The organism is Bacillus sp. FJAT-52991 (assembly GCF_037201805.1).
GTDB lineage: Bacteria > Bacillota > Bacilli > Bacillales > Domibacillaceae > Bacillus_CE > Bacillus_CE kandeliae.
Genome location: NZ_CP147404.1, coordinates 1002723 through 1022407, shown reverse-complemented (window position 1 = coordinate 1022407; position 19685 = coordinate 1002723). Strand labels below are relative to the sequence as shown.

Here is a 19685-nt window from a genome sequence, read left to right as displayed (position 1 = left end):
GCACTTATTCCAAAGCACCCTCTAATTACAACTACAAAAAAATAAACCCCATATGCACATGAGGTTTATTGATCACCTATTTACCTTTCTACTAACCGCCTGTTAAAAGATTCATTTACTTTACTTGCATACAAAAGCCGCTCACATTCCTCTATCTGCCTTTGGTGCTCAGCATACTCTGTCACTTCTAAAGGTAAACAATCTAAATGATGCTTATGAAACGGAAGGATGTTAGGAATGGAATGGAAAGTGGCTTCTTGCTTACAATGGGGACATGGTTCAACAGCAGGAGCGATACCTGTTTGCTCTAACGACTTTCCTTTTAACAAAAAATCATAGCGAGCAAGCTCTCGTTGATAATTGCGACTTAAACGTCCACAATGGCCGCATTCTTTCACTTGATTTAACTCAGCTACCACCGTTTTCATCTCCACTTTTGAATCAAGCCTTCCCATCAAACGGTCAAGTGATGTGTACACAATCACCCCCACCACAGGCATAGCAAGCAAAAGTATCATCCATTCTGGCAATATTCCTCCTCCTCATCTGTACCCACTTTATTGCTTCACATCTATTACTTCAAAACACTCACAAACTAACAGCATATTGTCAGAAAATTGAAGACCGACCCTTTTCCCTTAACAATGTCTTTCATTTAGTATAGCATAATCCTTAACAAAAAAAGGAACTTGCTACTCTAACCTGCAAGCTCCTTCTGCTTTATTTAAGTCTCTTCTTCAGTCGTTTGATTGGCCGCCATCATGCGATCTTGTGGATCAGTATTAATCGTACCATTAGGACGTTGGGAAGCATTTTTTGACTTAGCTTTTGCTTCTCCCGCTTCCCCTTTCATTCCTTTGATTGGAAAATCCTTCGCTTTATTTCTCATATACTCTCCTCCACATCCATTAAGGTTTACGCTGGTACATCCAAACACGATCGCGGTTTGTTGTTGCAGGAAACCTATCGCCTGCTTCAAGCTTGACTTTCTTTGGATCGTTTACTGTACTTCCTGTTTCACCAATCTCTACATAGGCTCCATTGTTTGGTGCCTTCTGACCAGGCTTAAAGAGATGATTTTGCCCCACACCATTCACTCCTTTTCAAGGTTGCTCTTTTAGCATGTCCGAAATAAATGAATTAGATGTATGAAATCATCTATACAGGAAAGGTTAAAAATGGAGGTGATCAACATGGGAAAAGATCGACAAGAAAAAAAGCTTAAAAATAAAAAACAAGTGGAATCAGACCGAGACCAAGCTTTGCATTATGGAGGGGCAACTCGTTTTGAAAAAGAAGGAGAAGCAGGAAAAAGTATTAATGAATAATAAGAACAAACGGAGAAGTTCACTGAGCTTCCCCGTTTTATGAAAAAAGAAGGCTTAACTATCAGTAACAAATTCATTTGATTTCTAAAGATCCCTTTCCAATCTCCACTAACATCTTCTTATCGATTTTTCCGACATGCGTTTTCGGAAGCTCTTCAATGAAAATAAATTGTTTAGGAATTTTATATTTTGCAAGGGCTTGTTGACAATGTTGCTGAAGGTCTGCTGAAGGAACGGATCGCTGATTCGTTGTGACGATGAAAGCAACGACTTTCTCTCCCCACATATCATCTGGTAATCCGATTACAGCCGCTTCTTCAATATGAGGGAATTGTAAAAGGCATTGCTCCACCTCAAGTGGATAAATATTTTCTCCACCTGAAATGATCATTTCTTTCTTTCGACCAACAATAAAGCAATAGCCTGCTTTATTAACCCTCGCCAAATCCCCAGTGTGTAGCCAGTTATTTTGTAGCACTTCAGCCGTCGCCGCTTGATTATTCCAATAAGCAGAAAACGTATGCTTTCCTTGAATCAACAGCTCCCCAACCTCACCTACAGCTGCTTCAGTTCCATCTTCTTTTAACAGCTTGATCTGATTAAATAGCATCGACTTCCCTACTGAACCACGATGCGTTTTTGCTTCTTCTGGGTCAATATAAAAGTTATTCGGTCCCGCTTCAGTCAATCCATATCCTTCTTTGAAAGCTATTCCTTTTTTTATAAATGCTTCGTACACGCTTAATGGGCAAGGAGCTCCTCCAGATAGAAACACCTTCATCGATGGAAATGAGCTTTCAACAAATGCTTTCTCTTGAATCATCATTTGATACATCGTTGGAACAAATAGCGCAATAGTACAATGATATTGATTTAACGCTTCGATTGCCTCAAGCGGATCAAACTGATTTCCAATGACCACTGTGCCACCAATCATCAGTAATGGTGTCGTTAAGGCATTCAGTCCCCCTGTATGAAACATTGGCAAATACGTGAGTGTCGTATCATTCGCTGTTAAACTCCAGCTAACGATCGTGTTCAATCCGTTCCATAAAATAGCACGATGGGATAAGATAACCCCTTTTGGCTTTCCTGTTGTTCCACCTGTATAAATCATCATCCATGGATCTTCCTGTTCGATCGAAACAGACAACAGAAGTGGCTCGTTTTCATCGCTCATTCCTATTTCATATTCAGGTGATGAAACGCAAAAGTAACGATCTTGATGAAATGAAAGCGTGTCAATCATCTCTTTAAATTGGTCATGGTAGCCCACTAACTTTGGTGAACAATCTGCTAAAATATAATTCATTTCTTGGATAGATAAACGCCAATTAATCGGGACAAAGATCGCCCCTATTTTGGCACAAGCAAACATTAAATCAAAATAACTTATATGATTAGGAGAGATCAAGGCGACACGATCTCCTTTTCCAACCTTTTGCTCTAATAAAAAATGAACCAAGATTTTCGCCCGGTGATTGATTTGTTGATAATTCCATTGTTGATTCGATCCCGCATGAATCACTGCTGTCTTCCATGGTGTTAACCTTACCCTATTTTCCAGCCAGTCCAATTCCCATTTCACATTACTCCTCCTCACTTCCAATATAAATATCAGCCATTTTTCATCCTATGATGCATTGATCATACCGTTTAGGAGTTACAACATAGTTACAACCTTCAATCAGCAAAGTCTTACTGCCTGTGAATGTGAAACAAAAAAACAGAGGATTTCTCCTCTGTTTTTTGAACATATTTTTACATCATAATTCCACCGTCAACATGAAGCGTAATTCCGTTCACATAATTAGATTCATCAGAAGCAAGAAACAGATAGGCATTGGCCACATCCTTTGGACTTCCTAAACGGCCGAGTGGAATGGTTGTCTTTAACTGGTCTAAAATTTTTTCAGGTACAGTAGCTACCATAGATGTTTCAACAAAACCAGGAGCTACCGCATTGACATTGATTCCTTTCCGTCCAAGTTCCTTCGCCCATGATTTCGTCATACCGACCACACCCGCTTTAGCTGCTGCATAGTTCGTCTGTCCAACATTTCCATATACACCTGAGACAGATGATGTGTTAATGACCCTTCCACTTCCTTGTGAAATCATATGAGGGATCACTGATTGAGTACAATTGAACACACCTTTTAAATTAACATCCAGCACCCTTTGAAAATCCTCCGCTGACAGCTTCCAAAGCATTCCATCGCGAGTAATACCAGCGTTATTTACTAAAATATCAACATGACCGTAGCGGTCTATTGTCAGCTTGACCATCGCATCTACGCTATCCCGATCCACCACATTGACCTTTGAGAAGGCAACATCATAGCCTTTCTCAGTCAATTCCTGAACCCGTTTTGTCCCCAGCTCCTCATCAAAATCAGCTATAACAACCTTTGCCCCCTCTTTTGCAAAAAGCTCCGCCGCCGCAAGACCGATCCCATTAGCTGCTCCTGTAATAATAGCAACTTTTTCTTTTAACCTCATTCTTCTTTCCTCATTTCTCTAAAAATTTAGTAATTTCTGAAGTTAATTGCTCCAGATCATCAATAAGCGGAGAGTGGCCACAATTGGTTAATTCATTAAATTCAACCTGATCACCTAAATCATCTATAATTTCTTCTGTCATTTCCGCCGTAACAACAAAATCTCGATCTCCACGCAGCACTAAAACAGGAATAGTAATATCCTTTGCTTGATTCGTTCCATCTACCGCTCCATTATGATTGTCACTAATATTAAATGTATTTAATGCGTGGTATACTTCAGCTAAATTCCGCTGAGTGAACATATCGTCTATATATTCTTCAAATAGGGCAGGCTGAGGTTGCTTCTCTGTATAAATTAACATATTCCAAATCCCTTTAAGCAGCTCTCGATTATTCATTTGGTAAGCCGTTTGAATCATGATTGTCTTTGCTGGATCAGCTTTTACCTCTTCATATGTTTTCAAACGATTCGACATATCCGGTAGTCCCTCTTCAGTTGATCCAAAAAATGGATAACCTCTAGTTGAAGCAGAGGCCAATAATATAAGTTTATCACACACCCCCGAATAATCAGCAACAAACTGCATGGCGACGGCACCACCTGTTGACCAGCCGATAATTGAGAAATCTTTCAACGCGATTGCATCCACAAATTGTTTCACATCATTAGAAAAATCTTTAATTGACTGGATGGGTTCATGATAAGTCGATCCTCCAAAGCCACGTAAGTCAACGGCATACACCTTATACTGCTTGTCCAAACGATCAATGAGCACATCCCAATGTTTAGAAGAAGTCATATTCCCATGAATTAACAATAACGGTTCGTTTCCACCTTCACGTTCTCGATACGATAACGTTTCTCCATTAGCTAATGTTACTTTATTTAATGCAACAGTCGTCATGTTTATTCCCCTTTTCCCCCATTGAATTGTTTTTACACCCCTCTCCAGTTAAATAAAATGATTGGGTGCTTGTTAATTAACCAAAGGCTAGGAATTTACTCTCACTTTTCCCTTTCTTCCACGACATAAACAAAAATTCCTGCTTATTCCACTATCTATTTTCCATTAATTGTCGTTTAGAGAAGCTACATAACGCTTTTAACGATTCTCATTTCTCTAGCTAGCTATATCTTTTTTCTCTTGAAGCACTTCTTGTGTATTATTCTTCTGCTTGTTTCTCAGTTTCGCAAATGTTCCCACGATACCTTGAGGAAAAAACATAACTGCTAAAATATAAATGATCCCGAAGAAGATAATCCACCGTTCGAAAATCCAATGTACTTTCGCCAGCTCTGTTAACCAATGATGAGCAAATTCAATCAGTCCAGCCCCGATAATGGCTCCAACTAGTGTCCCCACGCCACCAATGATCGTCATTAACAACGCATCAAGCGTCACATCCATGGCAAACACACTTGTATTAACAAACCGCAGCGACACCGAGTATAAACTTCCTGCTAAACCTGCAATTACCCCAGCTACAACCGATGCAATGATTTTATAATGAAGCACTTGATAACCGAGTGATTCCGTTCGTTGCTCGTTCTCACGAATCGCTTGCCATACTTTTCCTAATGGCGAGTGAGTAAAACGTTGCAACAATACAAACACAACTATCATAGTGACTAAACAAATGAGATAAAAGTCCGTACGATCCTTGGCGAAATCCGGCACACGGAACGTAAATCCATCATTCCCAAATGTCAACGTCCGCCACTTTTCAGCTAGCACTAAAAATAAACCAGAAAGGGATAAAGTAAGCATCGCATAGAAATGACTTTTCAATCGCAAGGTTAATAAACCAACAATATAACTTAATAATCCAGTAAGAAGGAGCGTCATGAGCATCGCTAGTAGAAAATAAACAGGCGTCGGTTCAAATTGCTTCATAAAAATCCCCATCGTGTAAGCACCAATCCCAAAAAACATCGCATGACCAAAAGAGACAATACCGGTATAGCCCAGAAGAATATCATAACTCATCGCAAAAATAGCAAAAATAAAGATCTGTGTGAACAAAATTAGCATACTTCGCGAATCATAAATAAACGGCAACAAAAGGAGAAAAGCTGCAATGATCGAATACAGCACCGTCAGTTTGTTCTGTTGATACCAAGTCACATTTTTCACCCCTTCGCTCCAAATAAGCCTTGCGGTCGAAACACTAATACGATCGCCATTAACAACATATTGGCCGCTAACGCTAAATCCGGTACATAATAAGCCATCAAAGAGCCTGACAAACCGACTAAAATCGCTGCAAATAACGAACCACTAAAGCTTCCCATTCCACCTATGACCACCACAATAAAAGCAAGAATTGCAAATTCCATTCCCATTCCTGCATGAATCACTCCAGAATAAGGTCCAAACAAAACACCGCCAAGCGCCGCCATTCCTGCACCAACCATAAACACAAGCATAAACACCTTTTGAATATTGATCCCAAGTGCTTGGACCATTTCCTTATCCATCACTCCTGCTCGAACAACAAGACCAATTTTTGTATTTTTCAATACATATTGAACGAGAAAAAAAACAAGAAAGCCAATTAGAATAATAAACGCACGATACTTAATCACGGTAACCCCAGCCACTTCCCAGCTTCCCGTTAAATAATCGGGAGGTGCCGCTGAAATTTGATTCGGGCCCCAAACGACTTTGAGCATTTCAGATAATACGAGCATAAGACCAAGTGTAATTAAAATTTGCTGCACATGATTCCCATAAACTGGCTTGATAATCCACTTTTCCATCACTAACCCTAATAAACAACCGATAATCACAGCTCCAATAATTCCGATAAAAAAACTTCCTGTTATAGAGTAAAACCAAACTCCACTATAAGCCCCCCAAGCAAACAAGCCACCGTGAGCAAAATTCAACACATCCATTAATCCAAAGATCAGCGTTAACCCTGCAGCTAATAAAAAGACGAGCATCCCAGTCGCTAATCCATTTAACACAAGGTTCATGAACACATCCACGGAAACAGCCTCCCTTCTTTAAGCAATTCCTAAATACTTCCTCCTTAGCTGCTCATCTTCCTTCAATGTCTTCATTTCTCCATCTGTCACCGTTTTCCCATCATCTACAATGTAAAAGTGATTGCCAATCGTGCTAGCCATATAAAAATTTTGTTCCACAAGAACGATGGTCGTCTTTTCCTTCATTTGCATAATCGACTCCATCACCTTATCGACAACAATTGGCGCAAGCCCCTTGCTCGGCTCATCAATAAGAAGCAAGTCATTTTCATTAACATACGCTCGTGCAATTGAGAGCATTTGTTTTTGTCCTCCGCTCAACAATCCGCCTGGCTTATCCCAAAATTTTTTTAAATCCGGAAATAGGGCTAATATCCATTCGAGCCGTTCCTTTGTTGCGTCATTTTCTTTCCTCATTGCCACCTTCATATTTTCTTCAACTGTTAAGTCGTAAAAAATCCCCTGATCCTCTGGAACGTAGCCAATGCCATTTAAGGCAATCGTATAAGTAGGTAGCTGTTGAATTTCCTTATCCTTAAAAAGAATCTTTCCTGTAGCTGCTGGATTTAAGCCCATGATAGTTCGCAATGTCGTCGTTTTCCCTGCACCATTTCTCCCAAGTAAAACTGTCACTTCTCCCTGCTTTACACTAAATGAGACTCCTTGCAATATATGAAACTGGCCGATATACGTTTCAATTTGATCAACTTGCAACAATATACTCATTCATATAGACCTCCTAAGTACGCTGTTTGAACGGTTTCATTTTTCATAATCGCTTCCGGGGTGTCATCTGCAAGCAAACGACCGTTAAACAACACCATAATTGAATCGGATAAATCCATAATCATATCCATTTTGTGTTCGATTAAAATAATGGTTCGATCACCTTTTTCTTTAATCTTTTTCACCATTTCTAATATCGCTGGTACCTCTTCAAGCGACATGCCAGCTGTCGGTTCATCTAGAAGTAAAACATCCGTTTCTAGTGCTAAAAGCATCGCAATTTCTAGCTTTCGTTTTTCCCCATGTGCCAAGTTGACGGCTAATGCATCTTTTTTATCTGCTAAAAGAACAAGCTCTAGCCATTGAAGTGCTTTCTCCATCATACTTTTATACTTTTTCGAATGAACTAACATTTGATATCGTACCCCTAGCTGCGACTGAACAGCTAAACGAACATTTTCTAATACGGTTAAATTGGGAAAAACATTGGTAATTTGAAAGGATCGTCCAATGCCGGTTCGTGTTCGTTGCGTTGGAGATAAGTTTGTAATATCTCGTCCACGGTAATAAACCTTGCCGCTGCTAGGTTGCAATTGCCCACTAAGCAAATTAAAAAAAGTCGTTTTTCCAGCTCCATTCGGACCAATAATTGATTTGAAATGATGCTCAGGCATTTCAAATGTCACAGCATCAACCGCTGTATGACCGCCAAAGCGAATACTTAAATCCCTCGTTTCAATCAATGTACTCACCTTATTCACCACCCATATGTTCAATTTAGAGCAGGCTGTCTCACATATACGATTGAGACAGCCTACATGCAGATTATTTATTTAAAATAGGAGGTGCTGTTTCTTCAGGTGTTAACTCTCTTATCAAAACCGGTACAGGGTAATCTACTCCCTCTTTTTTCTCAAGCCTGATCGCATATAAAGCTTGCAGCGCTTGATGGTCTTCCGGACGGAACGTCATTTTCCCTTTCGGAGACTCAAAACTCATTCCTTCCATCGTTTCAATCAGCTGTTGAACATCCGTGTTTCCTTCTGTCTTTTTCAATGCCTCAACAATGGCTATAGCAGAAGTCATTCCACCAGGTGTAAATAAATCTGGCACTTCACCCTTGAAGCGTTTCTTATGCTCTTCAACCAACCAATCATTCACTTTATTGTCTGGAAGCGTATGATAATAAACTGTGAAACCTTCCATTCCAACTAGTGGTTTCATTAAAGATAAAGCGGCAATATCTGGGGCACCTGTTGAGATTTTGATGCCTTTTTCTTGCAGTTTCATATCGGCGATTTGATTCCAAGGAGAGTTCGCCCCTGCCCAAACAACAAATAAGTAATCCGGCTTCGCATCAATGATTTTTTGAATGTTAGATGTGAAATCTGTTGCTTTTTGATCCGCATATTCCTCGTGAACAATTTCAGCTCCTAGCTTTGTCGCCGCCTCTTTAAACGCTTTAACTCCATCACGACCGAAAGAATAGTCAGGTGCAAGAGTAGCAATTTTCACGCCTTTTTTCGCAATGGCTGCCGCTCCAGCAATCGCATCTTGAGAAGAGTTACGCGCAGTTCTAAAAATATAAGGATTGAATTCAGAACCTGTAATACTATCAGCCACTGCAGGTTCAACGATCATAATTTTTTCATATTCTTCAGCCAACGGTAAAACGGCCAATGTATCTCCTGAGCTTGAAGATCCGACTAAGAAATCAACTTCATCTTCCTCTAACAATTTCGTTGCTTTTTGAACCGCTACTTCAGGCTTCGTTTCCGTATCTTCAACAATAAATTCAATTTTTCTTCCAGCTACTTCTTGCGTGCCATCAGTGGCATAATCTAAACCAAGCTCAAACCCATTCACCGTCTGTTTCCCATATGCCTCAAGCCCACCTGTTAATGAAGCAAGAACCCCGACTTTAATTGGTTCATCGCTTTTTCCTCCTCCATCGCTACCTCCGCTGTTTGTATCACTAGAAGTACAAGCACTAGCAAAAGCCATAACAAAAGCAACCATTAATAAGAACAACATATTACGCGTGGTCCTCTTCATTTCTCTTCCCCCTTTTACATGTTCAAAATAGATTCCCCTTTGTGCACCTATCATAAATAAAAGAAGTTACAAATGAGTTACATAGAAAAGCGGAAGGCGCTGTTTAGCGACGTATGGACTGGAGCGATCCGCACGAGATAAAGGAAAACGAAATGCAAAGCCAACTCGTTCAGTCGCGACAAGCAAAAGACGAGCCGGCGGAAAGGTTGCTCTTTAACCTTTTGGACGGATTGACTTTTGCTTGTCGCGACTAGTTGGCGAAGCTAGACAACACGATGAACGGCAGTGAATCGATGTTGACTTATCGCAAGGAGGATCGTGGAAGTCTACTAGTCGCTGGCGCCTGGAGCTAGACAATATAGAAAAGCAGAAGGCGCTGTTCAGATACATCCATCTCCTTGCCATTGCAAAACAGTGGCTGCCCATGTGTATCCAGTTCCCGCACTCACAACGACAATAAGATCATTTTTGTTCAAACACCCTCTTTTTTCTGCAAGGTACAGGCCAAAACAAGGGTCCAGAGCAGACATATGACCATAGTCTTCTAAGTAAAGAGCTTGATGATCCTTTAACTTTAAAGAAGTCAAAAGCTCTTGAAACATCGAGCGTTTCGTGTGAAGCGGTAAAAGCATTGCAATATCATCTACAGAATAACCGCTTCGCTCTAAGGCTTGTTCGACTACAGACACAAAGTTAGGTATGGACACAGGGTCTAGTCGCTCTTTCATACTTAATGGATCTTTTACATCAATATAATGTTGACGCTCGGCCACTGTTTTAGCGCTTGGAACGAATACAGACCCTCCTGCCGGGATTTTTACATCATCATAGAACGCCCCATCTGTTATGATTGCTGATGACAAGATTGTACTCTTCAAATGATTTCTTGAGACTAAGGCTGCAGCCCCTCCATCGGCAAAATTGAACATAAAACGAGAACGAGGGTTTTCATAATCAATAATTTGCGACTCCTTACACCCTCCCACTAACAGAATATTCCGAATATTTTTGTCGGATTTCAACATATCCTTTGCTACTTTTAAGGCAATAGGAAAGCAGGAGCTAACATTCATTAATTCAAACGCATAGGCATGCTTGCACCCTAGCTCATGTTGAATTTTAGCAGCCACAGGCCAAACATAATAATCTTTATGAGGACTACCAAAATAGATCAACACATCAATGTCATTCGGATCAACTTCTTTTAATATTTCCCTTCCTGCTTTCATCGCTAGATCCGATACATGTTCATTCTCTAAAGCGACATGTTTTTTACGTAGTCCAAATTTCTCAATAATCACTTCTTCAGGAATACTTGTTTTTCCGGTTAAATCAGCGGCTGTTTCAACATTTTCTGGTGTGTAAATGGAGGTAGACGAGATACCTATCATTGCAATTCTCCTTTCAAAGTACTTTCTTTTGTTAACAAGGCTTTTAATTGCTTTTTATCTACTTTTCCTGCTGCATTTTTTGGTAGTTCAGACAGAATGGCAAATGATTTAGGAATTTTATATTTCGCTAGTTTGCTCAAACAAGCTTGCTTTAATTGCTCTTCTGTGATCGAATGATTTTCTTTTACAACGAGAAAAGCAAATGGAACTTCTCCCCACTTCTCATCTAAAACACCAATCACGGATACTTCATCAATTGCTGGCTCTTCTTTCAATACTTGTTCAATTTCAAGTGGATACACATTTTCTCCGCCTGAAATGATCATCTCCTTTTTGCGACCGATCATATAGATAAATCCATCTTGATCCGCCTTCACATAGTCTCCGGTGTGAAACCACCCATCCTTGATCGCCTTTTCTGTTTCAGCCGGCAATTGCCAATATTCCTTGATCACGTTAGGACCCTTGACAACAAGTTCTCCAATTTCACCTGTCGCTACAGGGCAATCATTTTCATCTAAAATGTTAATATCAGTGTACAAAACAGGCTTGCCTACCGAACCTATTTTTTTCTTGTAATCTTCTTTTGCAAGCATAAATATAGTCGGTGATGTCTCAGTTAAGCCATAACCTTGATAAAAGGGAAGCCCTTGATTTAAATAAAATTCAATTAGCTCTTTTGGACAAGGTGCCCCTCCACTACAAAAGATACGAACAGAGCTTAAATTGGTTGTGAGAAATTCGTCATGTTTTCGAATGGCATCAAAAATGGTCGGAACACCCATGATGACAGAAATCCGTTCACGTTGGATCATTTTTAACGCTTCGCCTGAGTCGAATTTACCTAATATAGCTACCAGCCCGCCAGCAAATAACGTCGGGAAAGCAAATAATCCAATTCCGCCAATATGGAAAAACGGCAATAAGACAATCGTACGATCCATTGAGGTGATGTCAATACTCGTGCAATTATTTACCGCATTCCAAAACATATTTTCTTGTGTTAAAACAGCTCCTTTCGGACGACCAGTTGTGCCTGATGTATAGCAAATGATATAAGGTGTGGAAGCGTGGATGATTGGAAAATCATGTGAAGTGTAGGTTTCTTGAAGTTGCGGCAAGGTGATGGATTCGATTAATTGAGTAGTTAATTGTGGATGTTTATTTTTTAATGTCTGTACTGTACTATGAAACTCATGTTCATAGATCAGCATGCTCATTTCACTATCTGTTATTTGGTACAATAGCTCTTCGGAAGTAAGACGAATATTCAACGGAACAGCAATGGCTCCAATCTTAGCAATGGCAAACAGCACTACAATATAGTCTATTCGGTTATTGAAGTACAGGCCAATTCTATCTCCTTGTTGAATATTTTCCATTTTCCCCAAATAATAGGCCCATCGATTTATTTCATTATTCATTTCAAGATAAGTGAGCTGGCGCCTTTGATCCAAAAGCGCCAAACGATTTGGACTCATAATAGCTCGCTTTTCAATCCATATAGAAATTTGCTCCATCCTCTCTTTCATCTCCTTTAATTGTTGGCTGTTTTAAGCCATGAAATACCATATCCATGGCACTTTCGAAAACATCATCAGGTACAAGTTTCTCCTCCCAATATACCCACCTCATTCCTAAAAATTGCCCGATTCCCATTAAACAATAAGTAATTGCTTCTTTATTTAACGATTTAAATTCACCATCCTCCATCGCTTTCGCAAGCGCTCTCATATAACCATTAGCTAACTGGTCATAGTAATAGCGATACAATTTGACGTCAACTAGAAGAGCTTGTTGGACGATACTATATAAATTGGGATGATTCTTCACCCATAAGAAAAATGTTTGAAAGCCGATTCTTTGGGCGTCTTCATGACTTTGGGCAGCGACGATCGCCTTTTTGATCTCAAATCGCACATCTCTACTTAATTGCATCACTAATTCTTCAAAAATCGCACACTTGGTCGGAAAGTAATTATAAAATGTTCCTTGTGAAACACCCGCTCGTTGCGTAATGTCAACAACGGACGTTTCATAATAGCCCTTCTCTCCAAAGATTATTTCTGCTGTTGCAAGCAATTTTTCACGTGTCATCTGACCTTTTTGTGTTAGCTTTATTTTTCCTGCTGTATTTTCTGACAACTGACTCACCTCTCAGTTTTATTATAAAAAGGGACATTCCCTTTAGACAATAGATCAAAAGATTTAATTTTCTGATTTTTATTTTAAAAAACGTTCATCATGAGTGCCGATGTAACTAATGGAATAACTGATAAAATCAGAAAGATAGCCGATAAACTTGTTGCTTTGAAATAAAGTTTGAGCAAAAATATCTCACAAACCAACATTTTAAGATAAATAATAAGACTCCATTTTAAAAAAAGAGATCAAAATGGAGTCTTATTCACCAAAATCGACGTTCAGTTTTATAAAGTGAAACTTCAATCAGTGGGGGTTTTCTTCATCCCCACTGATTAAAAGAAGAACAAAGGCTAAGAGCGCAACGTCCTGTTGCAACACCTTTGTAACCTGCATCGTGCAGGCCCGAACGGATCGGGCGTTTACGGGCTGTTGATCCCCCCACCTACATGCCTGCGCTTCTTCCGCCATGTTGAGGCGGGGGTCTTACAGCCCGTTAATGCGGGATAAAAAAATTTGAGCATTTTCTACTTTAATCTTTCACAATCGCGCCCGATTGCTGAAAATTGATATACGTTATGTTACGGCATTGATCTTCGTACATTTGGTAATTTAGAAACAATAAGCAATGCATCTTCGAATCGCTTTGTGCGCATATTGCGTATAATCAGAAGAGCTCCTTGATCAGCCCCTTGTTATGTCCGGCGTAACATTTCGCAAAAAGGGGCTTGGTTCGCCTATACTGTATAACTGCAAGCAATGCATAGCTCTTGTGCAGGCGGTGTAGAACAATCTGCGCAGGCTCTCATCACCGTATATTTGCGCAGATGCGTCATAAATGATGACGGCGTCGAATTCGATGCCTTTGGCCAAATACGCTGGTATAACGACAACACCTTGTTCATATTCAATCGAGCCACTTTTCACGAGTTTGATTTCTTCGACGCTGCTCAAGACCTCGTATGCAGCAGCGCTTTCCGCAGCGGATTTGCATATAATCGCGATCGTATTATAATGCCGCTTCTGCAAGTCTACGACTTTGGAAGCGATGCAGCGGTGCAGTTCCGCACGATCGGACAATTGCGTCAGCACAGGTCTCTCGCCGTCGCGTTCAAAAGCGATAATTCGTTCACCATCAGGCACAAGTCTGCGTGTGAATTCGACAATCGGTTTTGTAGATCTGTAGCTACGGGTCAAGTTAATCGCATCCGTTTTGTCTGGTCCGTATAAGCTGGTAAGCGTGTGGAAATCGACCATTTCGCTGGCATGGGCGAATATTGCTTGGTTAAAGTCACCAAGCACGGTCATCCTTGCCGATGGAAACAAGCGTTTCAAAAACTCGAATTGAAACGGAGAATAGTCTTGCGCTTCGTCTACAAGCACATGTTTGATAGAGACATTCGTCTGAAAGCCTTGAATCAGCTCTTTCAAAAGTAAAAACGGAGTAGCATCTTCGTAAAACAGTTTGCCTTCATTTAGCATTTTCACAGTCGATAGGCAAATTTCCTCCCATTCTTCAGGTGTTTTCCCCTCAATCCACAGTTTGATCCGCGTTGGATCAGTAAAAAGCTGCTTGTATATTCCCGTAAAGTCGACAAACCGAAGCGTTCGGACCCATTTACGCAGCGGCTTCAACTTCTTGCGAACGATCATACGCCCGAGTATTTTACTCTCTCTCTCATAATCGTCAAACGAGTCTTCCGTAAAGCCATGTTCGTTTTGTAAGTGGGTATATACCTTTTGATATTCCTCTTTGCTAAGTAACTCGATTTCTTCCTGTACCCATGGCTTGGTCAGCTCAAGCTTTTCGGTTTCATCTATTCGCTCGTTTAGCCATTCCATCAACTTCTCAATCCTGTTGTGAAAGCGAAGCGAGGTGTCATTATTATAAAACCTTTCCGAAATTTGTTTGGCGGAAACGAACGGCTTTCCTCTGAATTTAATTCCTTTGAATAACATGCCTGATAATTCTAGCGACTGCCTGTATGTTTTGATCGTCTCGAAAAAATGGGTCGATGCCTTGAATCGGATGCTCGCAGTCCTAGTCCAGTAGGAAGGGTCATTCGAAGCAGTTAACACATATTCCAATTGCTCATAAGGACCCTCGACTTGAAATGCGTGGCTCAGCCGATGGTCCAAGTATTCCTGAAATGTGACCTGCTGCATATTCTCTTCACCGAGTTCGGGCAACACTCTGGATACATAATTGTTAAACATTGCGTTTGGCGAAAATAAAATGATTTGATCGGCTTTAATCCAATCTCGATACTTGTAAAGCAAGTAAGCGATTCGCTGTAGAGCAGCTGATGTCTTACCGCTTCCAGCAGCCCCTTGAACAATGAGTAGTCGTCCATGGTCGTGTCGGATAATCCGGTTTTGCTCCTGTTGAATAGTAGCCACTATGCTGTGCATATGTTTGTCTGTACCTTTGCCAAGCACCTGCTGTAAAATCTCGTCTCCAATGGTTAGACTTGTATCGAACATTGATTTGATAACGCCGCCGCGGATGATATATTGCCACTTTTGATCCAACAAGCCGTGAATTACTCCTTCTGGTGTAACGTACTCGACCGGGCCGGGCGGGTAATCATAGTAAATGCTCGATATCGGCGCCCGCCAATCGTAGATTAGGAAATTCTCTCCTGTTGTATCCATAAGCGTAGAGACTCCGATATAGATACTTTCCACTTCAGAAGTTCCTTTTTCGATGAAATCAATCCGACCAAAATAAGGTACTTCCTGCATTCGGTGCAGTACGGACAGCCGATTGAAGGCGTGCCTGTGCGTGCTTTGGCTTACGGACAGGGCTTGAGCCTGTTGTCTTAAGCCGATAATCGTCTCAAGATAATCGTCAAAAGTGTCTGTGTTAACCTTGACATCATTCCAAAAGTGTTTACGAATATTGACCACTTCTTTTCGATGCCGGCTAGTTTCGTCTTCTATCTTGCTGATTTGCTCCGTAATTGTCTCCATTACGCTGTCCAATCGTTCTTGCTCCTGCCGAAGTTCTGTGTTCATATCAAACACTCCTTTAAAAAAATGAAAATACGGGTTGACTGAAAGAGAATTTATGTTGTATAATTAAAGTGGATAATAATGATTTAAAAATATAAACAATTGTGTATCTATATTAATTTACCATGGTTTCTTATTTTTATCAATGTGTTTGACACGACTGCCGCTATGATAGATCATAATTGTTACAAATTTCAAAACAGAAAACAATAAGCCCGCAAAAGTGCGGGCTTATTTCGCTTCCATAATCATTTGATACATATATAATGTTGGCTCGAGTGGGCGTACCCCAAGCTCTTCCTGCAAAATTTGATTGCATTTTTGATACCATTTGATGGCTTGAGGACGATTATTTTTTCGATAATAGCTATACATCAATAAGCGATACGCTTCCTCCCAGGTCACATCTCGCTCAATAATTTTTTCACACCATTGAATGGCCGCTTCGTAGTTTTCGTTTCGAACAGCAAGCTGGGCAAGCTTTTCTGCTCCTCGTAAATAATAGACAAGCAAGCGTTCTCGTTCATTTCTGCACCATTCATCATAACGGCGTTCCGCTAAAAAGTCGCCATTATAGTATTTCATCCCCTTTTCAAGACATGAAAATGCTTTTTCTTTATCTCCTTCTTCTAACCCCATTTCGACCCACTGTTCAAATTGGGTTACATCCATTTCGAGTACAGCATCTGGATTAAGACCATAGAAAGTTCCTTCTCGTTTAATAAAAAATGACGCTGAACGAGCTTTTCGCTGTGGCTCTAATACATTATTCACCGCATTTAATGCAACTTTGAAATCTCTAGCACAGCTGACTTCATCGCGATCTGGCCATAACTTTTGAAAAATTTCTTCTTTCGGTAACAGCTGTTTATAGTGGGTAATAAACAGCTGGAATAACTCTTTTGCCTTGCCACGCTGCCATTGACGTTCTTCCACCTCTTTATCTCCAAGCCAAATACGAAAAGGACCAAGTGCTTGTACACGCAGCGTATAACCAGGATGAGATTGCAACTTCGCTAATCCCATTCGGTGCAATACCCTAACAATATAATCAGGATATATATTTTGTTTAGACGCCTCCATAAATAAATAAGGAAATAATTGCAAATCAAGCGGCCCAAACATCGTCCGATTAAAAAAAATAAATTCATAATCTCGCAGTTGAACAAGTTTCATAAATGGAGAAAAGTGTTTAATAAATAAGTCATTCTCCGCTCTCTCATAATAAATAACCGCTTGCCAGAAATGACAAAACATCTTAATGTAGTCGTCTTCCGTTAGACGAGCTAGTTGTTCCGCCTTTTTCAGAAATTCAATCGCATCTTCGACTTGACGATTATGAATGGCCGCAAGTCCCATACTTAATGTAATGAGGGCTGATAACCAAACATCATGTACGTTCTCCGTTTCCTTCAGAGCGCTTCTTCCCGCTTCGATCGCTCGCTCATAATCTCCGCTTTTCCCGAACAAAAGGCATAATCCCATTTGAGGCTCGGCTTTTCCACGGCCTAAATGGAGGTCGTCCATCATTTGCAGAGATGTTTCGTAGCACTTCTTCGCTAATAAAAGCTCACATTGATCCGTAAGCTGTACGGCATGTCCCATTCGAATCCATCCACACGCTTCAACAAAGGGCGCTTCCGCATGTACTCCAAGATCAATTGAATCCTGAGCAAGCTCCTTTGCTTGCTTCCCATCTCCAGTGAATGAAGCAATTAACGAAAGCAATAACTCGGTTTCACGATGAGACTGTGGCAATTCTTTTTTCTCATCCACTTTCATAGCGAACTGTGTTTCCGCTAACATCTCCTTTGCCTGCTTAAATCGGCCAGTCCGCAAATATAAACGCGCCTCTAAATGGTTATCTTTTATCGGCACATTTAATGCCTTCGCTCGCTGAATCCATTTTTCCGCTTTTGAAGCCTTCCCAGCATTGATTAAATTTTCAGCAAGAAGCTGATACAACTCGGCAATTTCCTCTGTCGTACTTTCCTCATTCTTTTCTCTTAAATCAATCGCTTGATATAAAAGTCGCTCCGCATGGTAAGGCTGAATCGTGTCTAAATAAATTCGCGCTTTCCCTTCTAAAACCCGACTTTTTTCGAGATAATCCTGCTGTGCTTCCGCATAAATAATCGCTTGATCATAACAATACTCTGCCTCTTGATAAGCTGATCGATAACGAAGCACCTCTCCTTTTAAATGCCAAAGCTTATAACAAACATTTAATTCCGCTTCTGGAATAAGAGAAAGCCAATCGTAAAGTCCTTCAAGCTTGCCACTTTGAAGCATCACAAAACCATATTTATCTAGGATCGAGGCCATTGCTTCAAGTTTATTCAATTTCTTATAAAACATTAACGCTTGCTCCCACTGCCCATCTTGTTCAAAAAAATAAGCAATTTGCTTCTGTAACAACTCATACCGCTCCGGTTGCTTCGTCCGAAACTGTTTCTCTAAAAACTCGCGAAACAAAGCATGATATTTATACTTATCATCACCAATTTTTTGGATAAATAAATTTTTACTCGTCAACTCCTCAAGCATCGCCCCTGAGTCAGGAATACCTAATATATGTGTGCATTTCTCTTCAGAAATCACTTCAAAGATACAGGTTTGTTCCAAAAATTGTTGAATCATTGGTGGTTGTGTTGAAAACACCTCAAACAGCAAATATTGAAACAGCTCCTGAAGAGATTGTGAAGCTTGACTCGATACATTCGTTAAATCCCCATTTTCAGTCAAGTGCTGCGCCATCATTCCTAACGCAATTACCCAACCTTCTGTCAATTCATAAATTTGCTGTAACTCCTTTTCGGTTAACGACACGTCATAAAACTCTGTTAATAATAATTCCATTTCCTCCATCGTAAGCTTTAAATCCTTCTGGCTAATCTCTAGCAATTGTCCACTCACTTTCATTTTCGTCAGCACTTGCCAGCTCGGACGACTTCTACTAGCAATCACAATATGAAGCTGATGAGGACGGTGTTCAATTATCTTTTCCATCCAGCGATTAATCACAAGAGAATGTTCCACTTGATGAAAATCATCAAGAATGATCACCAATTTTTCTTGTAAAGAAACCACCTCATTAATAAACAATGAGCAAAGTACATTCAGCTCATCCTCACGTATGTAGCGATCCATTTGGTCGATATACTGTAATAGCTCGTCCCCAAACATCGGAAACTTTGACCGTACCGCATGAATCAAATAAGTTAAAAACGGGATCATGTCATCATCCATTGCTGAAACCGTATACCAACAACATCTTTCATTCTCATCTTGAGCATAAAGAGCAAGCCCCGTACTTTTGCCATAACCAGCACCGGCATGAATCAATGTTAACGGATAATCTGAAATAGCTTTCAATTTTTTAAACAGTCTTGCCAATCGAATAAAATCTCCATGAACCGTTGGAACCATTAACTTCGTCTTCATAATTGGAACAGACATCATATCCCCCTTCTTTCATAATTATCCCAATATTCTATCATGATAGAGCTAAAAAAAGACTCGAAATAACTCG

Annotated in this window: 17 protein-coding genes; 1 reads left to right on the top strand and 16 read right to left on the bottom strand. The window is 40.3% G+C overall.

Going from position 1 to position 19685, the window contains the following annotated elements; translation table 11 throughout:
• Positions 1-80: 80 nt before the first annotated feature.
• The 3 genes from WDJ61_RS05350 to WDJ61_RS05340 form a co-directional block, all read right to left on the bottom strand.
• A complete protein-coding gene (locus tag WDJ61_RS05350) occupies positions 81-530 on the bottom strand; it encodes a hypothetical protein (protein ID WP_338753646.1) in 450 nt (149 codons plus the stop codon).
• A 194-nt stretch (positions 531-724) separates the two neighbouring features.
• Positions 725-889 carry a small, acid-soluble spore protein K gene (locus tag WDJ61_RS05345; protein WP_338753645.1) on the bottom strand — a complete coding sequence of 55 codons (165 nt, stop codon included), beginning with the start codon at positions 887-889 and terminating at the stop codon, positions 725-727.
• A 19-nt stretch (positions 890-908) separates the two neighbouring features.
• Entirely contained in the window at positions 909-1088 is a 180-nt protein-coding gene (locus WDJ61_RS05340; protein ID WP_338753644.1) for a YjzC family protein, read from the bottom strand.
• 105 nt (positions 1089-1193) lie between these two features.
• On the opposite strand from WDJ61_RS05340, the gene WDJ61_RS05335 reads away from it, so the two are divergent.
• Complete coding sequence (locus WDJ61_RS05335) at positions 1194-1328, top strand: YpzI family protein (RefSeq protein WP_338753642.1); 135 nt, start codon at positions 1194-1196, stop codon at positions 1326-1328.
• Between the two features lie 73 nt (positions 1329-1401).
• Here the strand turns inward: WDJ61_RS05335 and WDJ61_RS05330 are convergent, their stop codons facing one another.
• The 13 genes from WDJ61_RS05330 to WDJ61_RS05270 form a co-directional block, all read right to left on the bottom strand.
• Positions 1402-2916 (bottom strand): long-chain fatty acid--CoA ligase, encoded by a 1515-nt coding sequence (locus tag WDJ61_RS05330; protein WP_338753641.1) that lies wholly within the window; start codon positions 2914-2916, stop codon positions 1402-1404.
• Positions 2917-3089: 173 nt separating this feature from the next.
• Positions 3090-3830, bottom strand: coding sequence for a 3-oxoacyl-ACP reductase FabG (gene fabG, locus WDJ61_RS05325; protein WP_338753640.1), 741 nt, complete (start codon positions 3828-3830; stop codon positions 3090-3092).
• Between the two features lie 10 nt (positions 3831-3840).
• The gene (locus WDJ61_RS05320) at positions 3841-4737 is read right to left on the bottom strand and encodes an alpha/beta hydrolase (protein WP_338753638.1); all 897 of its coding nucleotides are present in this window, start codon (positions 4735-4737) and stop codon (positions 3841-3843) included.
• 216 nt (positions 4738-4953) lie between these two features.
• On the bottom strand, positions 4954-5958 hold the full coding sequence (locus WDJ61_RS05315; RefSeq protein WP_338753637.1) for a branched-chain amino acid ABC transporter permease: 1005 nt from the start codon (positions 5956-5958) through the stop codon (positions 4954-4956).
• Positions 5959-5963: 5 nt separating this feature from the next.
• Positions 5964-6824 (bottom strand): branched-chain amino acid ABC transporter permease, encoded by an 861-nt coding sequence (locus tag WDJ61_RS05310; RefSeq protein ID WP_338753636.1) that lies wholly within the window; start codon positions 6822-6824, stop codon positions 5964-5966.
• An 18-nt stretch (positions 6825-6842) separates the two neighbouring features.
• Complete coding sequence (locus WDJ61_RS05305; protein WP_338753635.1) at positions 6843-7550, bottom strand: ABC transporter ATP-binding protein; 708 nt, start codon at positions 7548-7550, stop codon at positions 6843-6845.
• Positions 7547-8302, bottom strand: coding sequence for an ABC transporter ATP-binding protein (locus WDJ61_RS05300; protein ID WP_338753633.1), 756 nt, complete (start codon positions 8300-8302; stop codon positions 7547-7549). The genes WDJ61_RS05305 and WDJ61_RS05300 overlap by 4 nt, the downstream gene beginning before the upstream one ends.
• A gap of 73 nt (positions 8303-8375) precedes the next feature.
• Positions 8376-9605: a substrate-binding domain-containing protein gene (locus tag WDJ61_RS05295; protein WP_338753632.1), complete on the bottom strand. Its 1230-nt coding sequence runs from the start codon at positions 9603-9605 to the stop codon at positions 8376-8378.
• 380 nt (positions 9606-9985) lie between these two features.
• On the bottom strand, positions 9986-10996 hold the full coding sequence (locus tag WDJ61_RS05290) for a 3-oxoacyl-ACP synthase (protein ID WP_338753630.1): 1011 nt from the start codon (positions 10994-10996) through the stop codon (positions 9986-9988).
• Positions 10993-12516: an o-succinylbenzoate--CoA ligase gene (gene menE, locus WDJ61_RS05285; protein WP_338753628.1), complete on the bottom strand. Its 1524-nt coding sequence runs from the start codon at positions 12514-12516 to the stop codon at positions 10993-10995. The genes WDJ61_RS05290 and menE overlap by 4 nt, the downstream gene beginning before the upstream one ends.
• Positions 12491-13141 carry a TetR/AcrR family transcriptional regulator gene (locus tag WDJ61_RS05280; protein WP_413789062.1) on the bottom strand — a complete coding sequence of 217 codons (651 nt, stop codon included), beginning with the start codon at positions 13139-13141 and terminating at the stop codon, positions 12491-12493. The genes menE and WDJ61_RS05280 overlap by 26 nt, the downstream gene beginning before the upstream one ends.
• Before the next feature lie 681 nt (positions 13142-13822).
• Entirely contained in the window at positions 13823-16156 is a 2334-nt protein-coding gene (helD, locus tag WDJ61_RS05275; RefSeq protein ID WP_338753626.1) for an RNA polymerase recycling motor HelD, read from the bottom strand.
• Positions 16157-16384: 228 nt separating this feature from the next.
• Entirely contained in the window at positions 16385-19612 is a 3228-nt protein-coding gene (locus tag WDJ61_RS05270; protein WP_338753625.1) for a BTAD domain-containing putative transcriptional regulator, read from the bottom strand.
• Positions 19613-19685: the final 73 nt, after the last annotated feature.